This window comes from Thermoanaerobaculia bacterium (assembly GCA_035717485.1).
GTDB lineage: Bacteria > Acidobacteriota > Thermoanaerobaculia > UBA5066 > DATFVB01 > DATFVB01.
The window spans coordinates 1-7,661 of record DASTIQ010000112.1 but is presented as its reverse complement, the minus strand read 5'-3'; the positions used below and the strand labels follow the sequence as shown (position 1 = coordinate 7,661).

Below are 7,661 nucleotides of genomic sequence, written 5' to 3'. Positions count from 1 at the left end.
ACGCGGACGACATGAAGACGCTGCTGGAGACGATCACCCAGCAAGAGGCACAGGCGCGCCGAAAGTAGCCGCCGCGCGGACGTCTCGAGCGGATCTCGACTCGCCGTCCGTGGACGGCGAGGGGGGATTCCTGCCCGCCCGATTCAGCGACGTGCGAAGTCGACGCGGTCGCGATCGGGACCGTCGGGCATCTCGCCCGAGGTGACGGCCCGGAGCTTCTGGTACAGCCGGGTCATGGTGCTCTTTCGGCCGTCCCAGGCGTCCGCGGATTCCGCTTCGACCTCGAGCAGGGCGAGGTCCGGGTCGGTCTGGCCCTTCGGGAACCAGCGCTCGAGCATCGGGTGCCAGAGCTGAGCGATCCTGACGGGATCGCGGACGATGCTCGCCCGGCCCGTGATCGAAACGTACCGCTCGTCCTTCGGCTCGGCATAGCTGACGGCGACCGCCGGCCGCCGGCGGACGTCTTCCGCGAGCGCTCCCGACGCGGGAAGGAAGAACCGGAGGGTCCCGTCGAACTCGTCCCTCAGGGTGGCCATCGGACGGCTCCGGAGCGAGCCGTCTTCCGAGATCGTCGTGAGCATCGCGATTTCGACGTCACGGATCATTTCGGCGATTTTCGCGATCTCGGGCCGGATCGGGGCGTCGTTTTCCACGGGAGCACCTCCCGGGAACGATCGCAGCAAGTCATGTGCCGGACATGGCGCGGGCCGGCTCCCGGACCGCGATGCGTGACGCCTCCGCGGCTCGTCGAACGAGCGGCTCGCGAGTGAAGCCCGCGGCGGTTCCTATCGGACTTCGATGGGGATCACTCCCTGCCTCGCCGTCTCTCCGTTCTGCGCGATGATGCGGATCTGGTATCGGCCCGCGACCAGCGCCACCGGTTTGAAACCGAGGAGATAGGTCGACCTCCCGAGCTCATCCGGCGCGGAGCGCCCGATGAGCGAGATCGCGGCGGTGCCGAGCGGTTTCCCTTGCGCGTCGAGGATCTGCCCTCCCAGCCGCAGCTGCGCCGCGTCTCCGAACCCGTACGTGTACACGCAGATCTTCAGCTCCTGGTCGCGGCCGACCGAAGGATTCGGTTCGGGCAGGAAAGGATCGCTTCCGACGATGTAGGGGAACGATGGGGCTTCCCCGGCGTGGACGGAGCGGCTTCGAAGGACGAGCCCGCCGATGCTGCCGACGGCGAGCGGCGCAACGAGATAGGGAGCTCTCTGCGAGAAATCCGGGACGACCACGTCCTGCGCGACGAAGCCCATCGCTCCGGTTTCGCTGTCGCGGACGAGCGAGCGCAGGCGGTAGGTGCCCGGGGCGAGCTTCAGCTGGGCGAACCAGCGGAGGCCGCCCGATTCGAGCTTCGACCGGACCTGCTCCAGGTCGAGCATCGCGCTCTCGGTCGCGAAGTCGGCGACCTTTCCGGCGGAGTCGAACGCGTAGCTGTAGATCTCGATCGGAAGCTTGCCGCTCTTGTTCTGCGAGACGAGATCGGACGCGGGCACGCGGACCTGGACGGTCGTTTCGGGCCCGCTCTTTCCGGCGAAGGTCTGCGCGAGAACCGCGGGGGAAATCGCGGTCATCGGGATCTCGGAGGCGATCACGTCCGCGGCGGAGAGATTCTTCTCGACCGTGGACGTTCCCTTGAACGGCTTCGGCTCGTAATAGCCCGCGCGCGCCGAGAGCCGCACCCCGGAACGCTTGACGCGGACCTTCAACGGATGGAACCGGTCCGGATGACCGGTGAGCTTCGGCGAGAAGGTGAGGACGTAAACGACGCTCTCCTCCTCGAGGAGCTTGTCGAGCTGGCCGGAAAAATCGTTCGCGTTCTCGAAGAGCTTCCCGCCGGTTCCGTCGGCGATCGCGAAGAGGGCCGCCTTGCCGCCGCCGCCGCCCGGCTCCGTTCCCTGGTCCTGCGGCGCCGCGATCCCCGAGAGATCGACGGCCTGGATGACGCAGTCGCTGCGCTTGAAGAGTTCGAGCACGTCGTTCAGCCCCGACTGAAGCCCGGTGTTGCCGAAGCGCTGCTGGCTGTCGACCGTCCAGACCGCTCCGCGCGCGGCCGCCTCGGATTGTTCCTGCGAGGTCTGCGTGTCCTGCGCGTTCCCCTGCAGGAGCCGCATGTCGAATCCCTGCGAAAAGTAGATGACCTGCTTGCGCCCTTCGACGGAATCGAGGGCCTTCGCCAGAGTTCCGAACGACTGCAGGGCCTCGGTGATCCTCCCGCGGCGGTAGGCGTCGTCGTTCCGTTTGGCGGCCGCCGCCGTCTGGCGGAGCTCGCTTTCGACGTCGACGCGCCCGCCGGCGGACCCGGCGATCTGTTGGCCGGAGGGGGTGATGTCGATGTTGAGGATGGTGAACCGGAGCGGATCGGGGCTGTTCTCCGCTTCGTTGGCGAGGCCGAGCGTCTGGACCGCCGCGGCGAGCTGCTCCCGGTCCGAAGTGAAGGTGACCAGGAGCTTCACTCCGTGAGAGACGGAGTACGTCGCGACGGCCCCGAGGTCTTCCGGACCCATCTGATCGAGGACGAACTTTCGCGCGGCGTCCCGGATCCGCGTCACGCGGGCCGGCGTCGAATACGACAGATCGAACAGCAGGAGAAAACGCCGGCGCGCGGCGGCGCTGACCGTCACGTTCTCGTGGACCGGGGCGGCGGCATGGGCCGTGGAGAACTCGGTCGTGTCGACCGCCTGGATCGCGACTTCCTTCCCGTCGTCACGGACCTCGAAATCCGCGGCGGTGAGCCCGCGGACCGGCTTCCCGTCGCGGTCGACGACGGTCACCGGGACCTCGACGAGCGACACGCCGGCGTGCTCATGAACCGCCCCGCCGCCCGGGGTGGCGCCCTGCGCGGTGGCCGCGCAGATCCCCGCGAAAACGATCGCCGGCAGAGCGCGGGACCGAAGGCCGCGAAATCTCATTTCTCTCCTCCCGTTCCGGCCGGACGGGCCGCGCCGGATCATCGTGTTTCCGCCTCTCGGAGCAATCGGCGCGCCCCGGCCGGGGAGCGCTCCCGTCTCCCGTCTTCCCCGGAGTTTACGCCGTGAAATGACAGGCCGATGACAGGCAGGCTTTCCGGACGGCGTCCGGAATTTCGGACGGGGAGTCCTCCCGAGGCCACGCCACCGCCTTCGACTATCCTTACACGCGTGTCGTTCCTCCTGCGGGAGTCCCTCGAGCGTTTCCTGGCCGAGGATCTCGGCCGAGGAGACGCGACGACGAACGCGATCGTCCCGGCCGGCGCAAAAGGCCTCGGAAGATTCCGCGTCCGGACGCCCGCGGTCGTGTGCGGGCTGGACGTCGCCCGCGAGGTTTTCTCGCTCCTCGACCCCGATAGCGTCTGGACCGGGGAATCGGAGGACGGCTCCGCCGCCGCCGCCGGCGCCGTCCTGGCGTCGGTCTCCGGAAAGGCGCGCGCCCTGCTTTCCGGGGAGCGGGTCGCGTTGAACCTGCTCCAGCGGATGTGCGGAATCGCGACCGCGACCCGCCGCTACGTCGACGCGGTGGCGGGGACGTCCTGCCGCATCCTCGACACCCGCAAGACGGCGCCCGGCCTGCGCGCGCTGGACAAGCGGGCCGTCGCCGCCGGCGGCGGGGCGAATCACCGGTTCGGGCTGGACGACGGCATCCTGATCAAGGACAACCACCTCGCGGTCGCCGGGAGCGTCGCGGAGGCGGTCGCCCGCGCGAAGCGGCACGCGCCCCATCTCGTCCGAATCGAGGTGGAGGTCGAAACGGAAGGCGCGCTCCGGGAGGCGCTCGCCGCGGGGGCCGACGCGCTTCTCCTCGACAACCGCTCCCCGCGGGAGCTCGCGTCGCTCGTGTCGGTCGCGCGTTCCCTCCGGCCCGAGGTCCCCCTCGAAGCGTCGGGAGGAATCACGCTGGAGAACGTCCGCGCCTGCGCCGAGACCGGGGTCGACTTCATCTCGGTCGGCGCGCTCACCCATTCCGCCGCCGGGACCGACATTTCGCTGGAGATCGAGGTCGCATGACCGCGCCGACCTGCGACGTCCTCGTGATCGGGACCGGGATCGCCGGTTGCGCGGCCGCGCTCTCGGCCGCCCGCCGCGGCGCGCGCGTCGTCATCGTGACGCGCTCCGAAACGCCGGAATCCTCGAACACGTTCTGGGCGCAGGGAGGAATCGTCGGCCGTCCCCGGGGCGACACTCCCGAGGCCCTCGCCTCGGACATCGAGAAGGCGGGCGGCGGCCTCTGCAACCCCGCCGCCGTCGAAAAGCTCGCCCGCGAAGGCCCGGACCTCGTGCGCCGGCTCCTGATCGACGAGCTCGGCGTCCCCTTCGACCGGACCGACGGCGAATTCGACTGGGCGCTCGAAGGGGCGCATTCGATGCCCCGGATCCTCCACGTCAAGGACGAGACGGGGATTCCCGTCGAACGCGCGCTGCTGGCCGCCGTCGCCCGCGAAAGCCGGATCGAGTGGCGCACCGGCCAGACCGCCGTCGACGTGCTGACGCCGGCTCACGACTCGCCCGATCCCCTCGACCGGTACGTGTCGCCGCGCGTCTTCGGCGCGTACCTCCTCGATCGGGCGCGCGGAACCGTGGCTCCCGCGCTCGCCCGCGCGACGATCCTCGCGACCGGCGGACTCGGACAGGTGTTCCTGCACACGACGAACCCGGCCGGAGCGCGCGGGGACGGCGTCGCCATGGCCGTGCGCGCCCGGGCGCGGGTCGTGAATCTCCAGTTCGTCCAGTTCCACCCGACCGCGCTCGTTCACCCGAAAGGGCGGCTGCTTCTCTCGGAGGCGCTTCGCGGAGCGGGGGCGATCATCACCGACGCGCAGGGACGCCCCTTCCTCAAGGATTACGATCCGCGCGGCGAGCTCGCGCCGCGAGACATCGTGGCGCGCGCGATCCACCGGAGGATGCTCGAAGAGGACCAGCCGAACGTTCTCCTCGACATCTCGCACAAGCCGCCGGAATGGATCCGCGAGCATTTCCCGGGAGTCGCGGAGCGCTGCCGGGAGGCGGGGTACGACGTGACGAAGGGGCCCGTCCCGATCGTTCCCGCGGCGCATTATTCGTGCGGCGGGGTCGCCGTGGACCTCGTCGGCCGGACGACGCTCGCCGGCCTCTACGCGGCGGGGGAGGTCTCCTGCACGGGGGTCCACGGGGCGAACCGCCTGGCGTCGACCTCGCTCCTCGAAGGGCTGTTGTGGGGGTGGAATGCCGGAGAGTCGGCGGCGGTGGAAGCGCGGGAGGCGGCGGCCGCGAAGTCGTTCGTCGCCCGCGAGTGGCAGCCCGAATCGGAGCCGGTCGATCCGGCGCTCGTCGCGCAGGACTGGCTCGTGGTCAAGCACACCATGTGGAACTACGTCGGCCTCGTCCGATCGGGGAAGCGGCTGGAGCGCGCCCGCCGGCTCCTGGTCGAGCTCCGCCACGAGATCGACGATTTCTACCGGCACGGGGTGATGTCGGACGCGCTGATCGGGCTGCGCAACGGCGTGCACACGGCGCTCGAGGTGACGCGGGCCGCCGCGGAGGATCGGATTTCGCGCGGCACGCATTATCGCGAGGATTAGCGGCGCCCCGGGTCCGCGTCGGCCCCGGCGAACGAGAAGCGGGGCGATCTCCGAACCCGTGCTAGTCTGGCCGTTCGGCGCACCGGTGCCGCCCCGTTTTCCCGCCGTTTCCCAGCGTCTTGCGCAAAATAACCCTTTCGCCGGGAACCGGGAACGATTAGATTCGGACAGACAGTGAGGGCTCGATGAAGGTTCTTTTTCTGCATTTTACGGGCGAGGCCCGCGATGCCAAGGCCTCCCGGCTGGCCAAATCGGGGGCCGAGCTGATCGTCGAGGAGCCCCGCTGGCCGCGGTTCTACGAGCTCGCGCGCAAGGAGAAGCCGGCCGCCATCGTGATCGATTTCTCGCGGGCGCCTTCCCACGCTCTCGAGACGACCGACTATCTCTCCAAGGCGAAGGACACGCGCGACCTCGAGCTCTTCGCCATTCACGTTTTCGACGACCGGAAAGACCTTCTCAAGGAGCGGGTCCCGAAGGCGCAGGTGTACTCGGAGCGGGAGCTCGCGAGCGTGATCGCCGAGCGTCTTCCGAAATGGGAGGCGGCCCGGGCGGCGGCCGACGAGGCCGCCCGCGAAGAGCGCCAGCAGCGCGCGGAGGAACGAAAGGCCGCGGCGGCCGCTTCGCGGGCACGCGCGAGATAGAAGCGTCTGGCCGCGCGCGCGGCGGCGGTGGCCGCCGAGCCGCCGAAGGAGGCGCCCGCTCCGGCGCCCGAAAAGGCCGCGCCCGCCAAAGCCCGGAAACCGGAGAAGAAGAAAGCGCCGCCGAAGAAGAAGGCGTCCCCTGCGGCGCCCCGCAAGAAGACCGCTCCGCCCCGGCGGCGGCCCGCGGCCAAACCCAAACCGAAGAAGAAGAAGTGACAAGGAGCTGAGGATGTCCGCTGACTTCTCCAAAGAGGCCGTCGCCCGATACGCCGACGGTTCCCGGGATCGTTTCGAGAAAGCGCTTCGGGAAATCGTCGAGATTCCGACGGTGTCCGTGGAACCCGAGCACAAGCCCGACATGGGCCGGGGAGCGCGCTGGGCGGCCGACCTCCTCTCCTCGATGGGCGCCGAAGCTCGCGTCTACGAGACCGGAGGCCACCCTCTCGTCCACGGGCGTTTCCGGGCGGGCGCCGGACGTCCGACGGTGACGGTCTACAACCATCTGGACGTCCAGCCCGCGGACGGCCCCGATTGGACGACCGAGCCGTTCCGCTTCACGCGCAAGGGAGAAACGTACTTCGGCCGCGGGACGACGGACGACAAGGGGCCCGCGATCTCCGCGCTCTTCGGGGCGAAGTACGCCGCGGATCAGGGCGCGCCCGTGAACATCGACTTCCTGTGGGAGTTCGAAGAAGAGATCGGATCGCCTCATTTCGAGCAGACGATCCGAAACCATTCCGCCGATTTCGCGACCGATTCGATCGTCGTCTGCGACACCGTCTGGGTTTCTCGCAAGTATCCCGCCTGTCCGGCGGGACTCCGCGGCCTGCAGGGGTTCCGGTTCACGATCCGCACGGGCCAGACCGACCAGCACTCGGGGACGACCGGGGGCGCCGCCCGCAATCCGCAGGCGGAGATCTGCGAGCTGATCGCGCAGTGCATGGACGCCAAGACCGGCCGCGTGAAGATCCCGGGGTTCTACGACGACGTCGTCAAACCGTCGAAGCGGGAGCTCGAGGACCTGAAGAAGTGCGGATTCACGACCCGCGAGTTCAAGAAGGACCATCTCCTCAAATCGATCCGCGTCGAGGATCCCGTCGAGGTGATGAAACGGCTCTGGCTGATGCCGACGTTCGAGGTTCACGGAATCGCGGGCGGCTACACGGGTCCCGGCGTCAAGACGATCATTCCGCCCACGGCGACCGCGATCGTCTCGTGCCGTCTCGTCCCGAACATGAAGCCGAAGAAGATCGCCAAGCTCGTGCGGGACTTCGTCAAATCCAAGAACCCCGACGTCGAGGTGTGGTCGGAGCACGCCCTTCCCGGCTACAGCGCGAAGACCACCGGACCCTATGCGGACGCGATCAAGGCCTCGATGAAGTTCGCGTTCGGCAAGGAGCCGGTCTTCGTGCGCGAAGGGGGCTCGATCGGCGCGGTGCTCTCGATGGAGAGCGTCCTGAAAGCGCCGGTGTATTTCCTGGGTCTTT

7 protein-coding genes are annotated in these 7,661 nt (G+C 68.9%); 5 read left to right on the top strand and 2 right to left on the bottom strand.

Translation table 11 applies throughout. The features are described 5' to 3' along the window. Positions 1-143: 143 nt before the first annotated feature. Positions 144-653, bottom strand: a complete 510-nt coding sequence (locus VFS34_06060) for a pyridoxamine 5'-phosphate oxidase family protein (protein HET9794009.1) — start codon at positions 651-653, stop codon at positions 144-146. Between the two features lie 132 nt (positions 654-785). After that, positions 786-2,912 (bottom strand): VWA domain-containing protein, encoded by a 2,127-nt coding sequence (locus tag VFS34_06055; GenBank protein ID HET9794008.1) that lies wholly within the window; start codon positions 2,910-2,912, stop codon positions 786-788. Positions 2,913-3,140: 228 nt separating this feature from the next. On the opposite strand from VFS34_06055, the gene nadC reads away from it, so the two are divergent. The 5 genes from nadC to VFS34_06030 form a co-directional block, all read left to right on the top strand. Further along, positions 3,141-3,983: a carboxylating nicotinate-nucleotide diphosphorylase gene (gene nadC, locus VFS34_06050; GenBank protein ID HET9794007.1), complete on the top strand. Its 843-nt coding sequence runs from the start codon at positions 3,141-3,143 to the stop codon at positions 3,981-3,983. Then, entirely contained in the window at positions 3,980-5,533 is a 1,554-nt protein-coding gene (gene nadB / locus VFS34_06045) for an L-aspartate oxidase (protein ID HET9794006.1), read from the top strand. The genes nadC and nadB overlap by 4 nt, the downstream gene beginning before the upstream one ends. A gap of 185 nt (positions 5,534-5,718) precedes the next feature. Further along, positions 5,719-6,174 carry a hypothetical protein gene (locus VFS34_06040; GenBank protein HET9794005.1) on the top strand — a complete coding sequence of 152 codons (456 nt, stop codon included), beginning with the start codon at positions 5,719-5,721 and terminating at the stop codon, positions 6,172-6,174. 27 nt (positions 6,175-6,201) lie between these two features. Beyond that, on the top strand, positions 6,202-6,390 hold the full coding sequence (locus tag VFS34_06035) for a hypothetical protein (protein ID HET9794004.1): 189 nt from the start codon (positions 6,202-6,204) through the stop codon (positions 6,388-6,390). A gap of 13 nt (positions 6,391-6,403) precedes the next feature. Beyond that, the coding region (locus tag VFS34_06030) for a M20/M25/M40 family metallo-hydrolase (protein ID HET9794003.1) at positions 6,404-7,661 on the top strand (1,258 nt) is incomplete at its 3' end.

Coding starts and splice junctions, on each gene's coding strand:
- VFS34_06055 (HET9794008.1), bottom strand. CDS start 2,912: ATGAGATTTCGCGGCCTTCGGTCCCGCGCTCTGCCGGCGATCGTTTTC.
- nadB (HET9794006.1), top strand. CDS start 3,980: ATGACCGCGCCGACCTGCGACGTCCTCGTGATCGGGACCGGGATCGCC.
- VFS34_06040 (HET9794005.1), top strand. CDS start 5,719: ATGAAGGTTCTTTTTCTGCATTTTACGGGCGAGGCCCGCGATGCCAAG.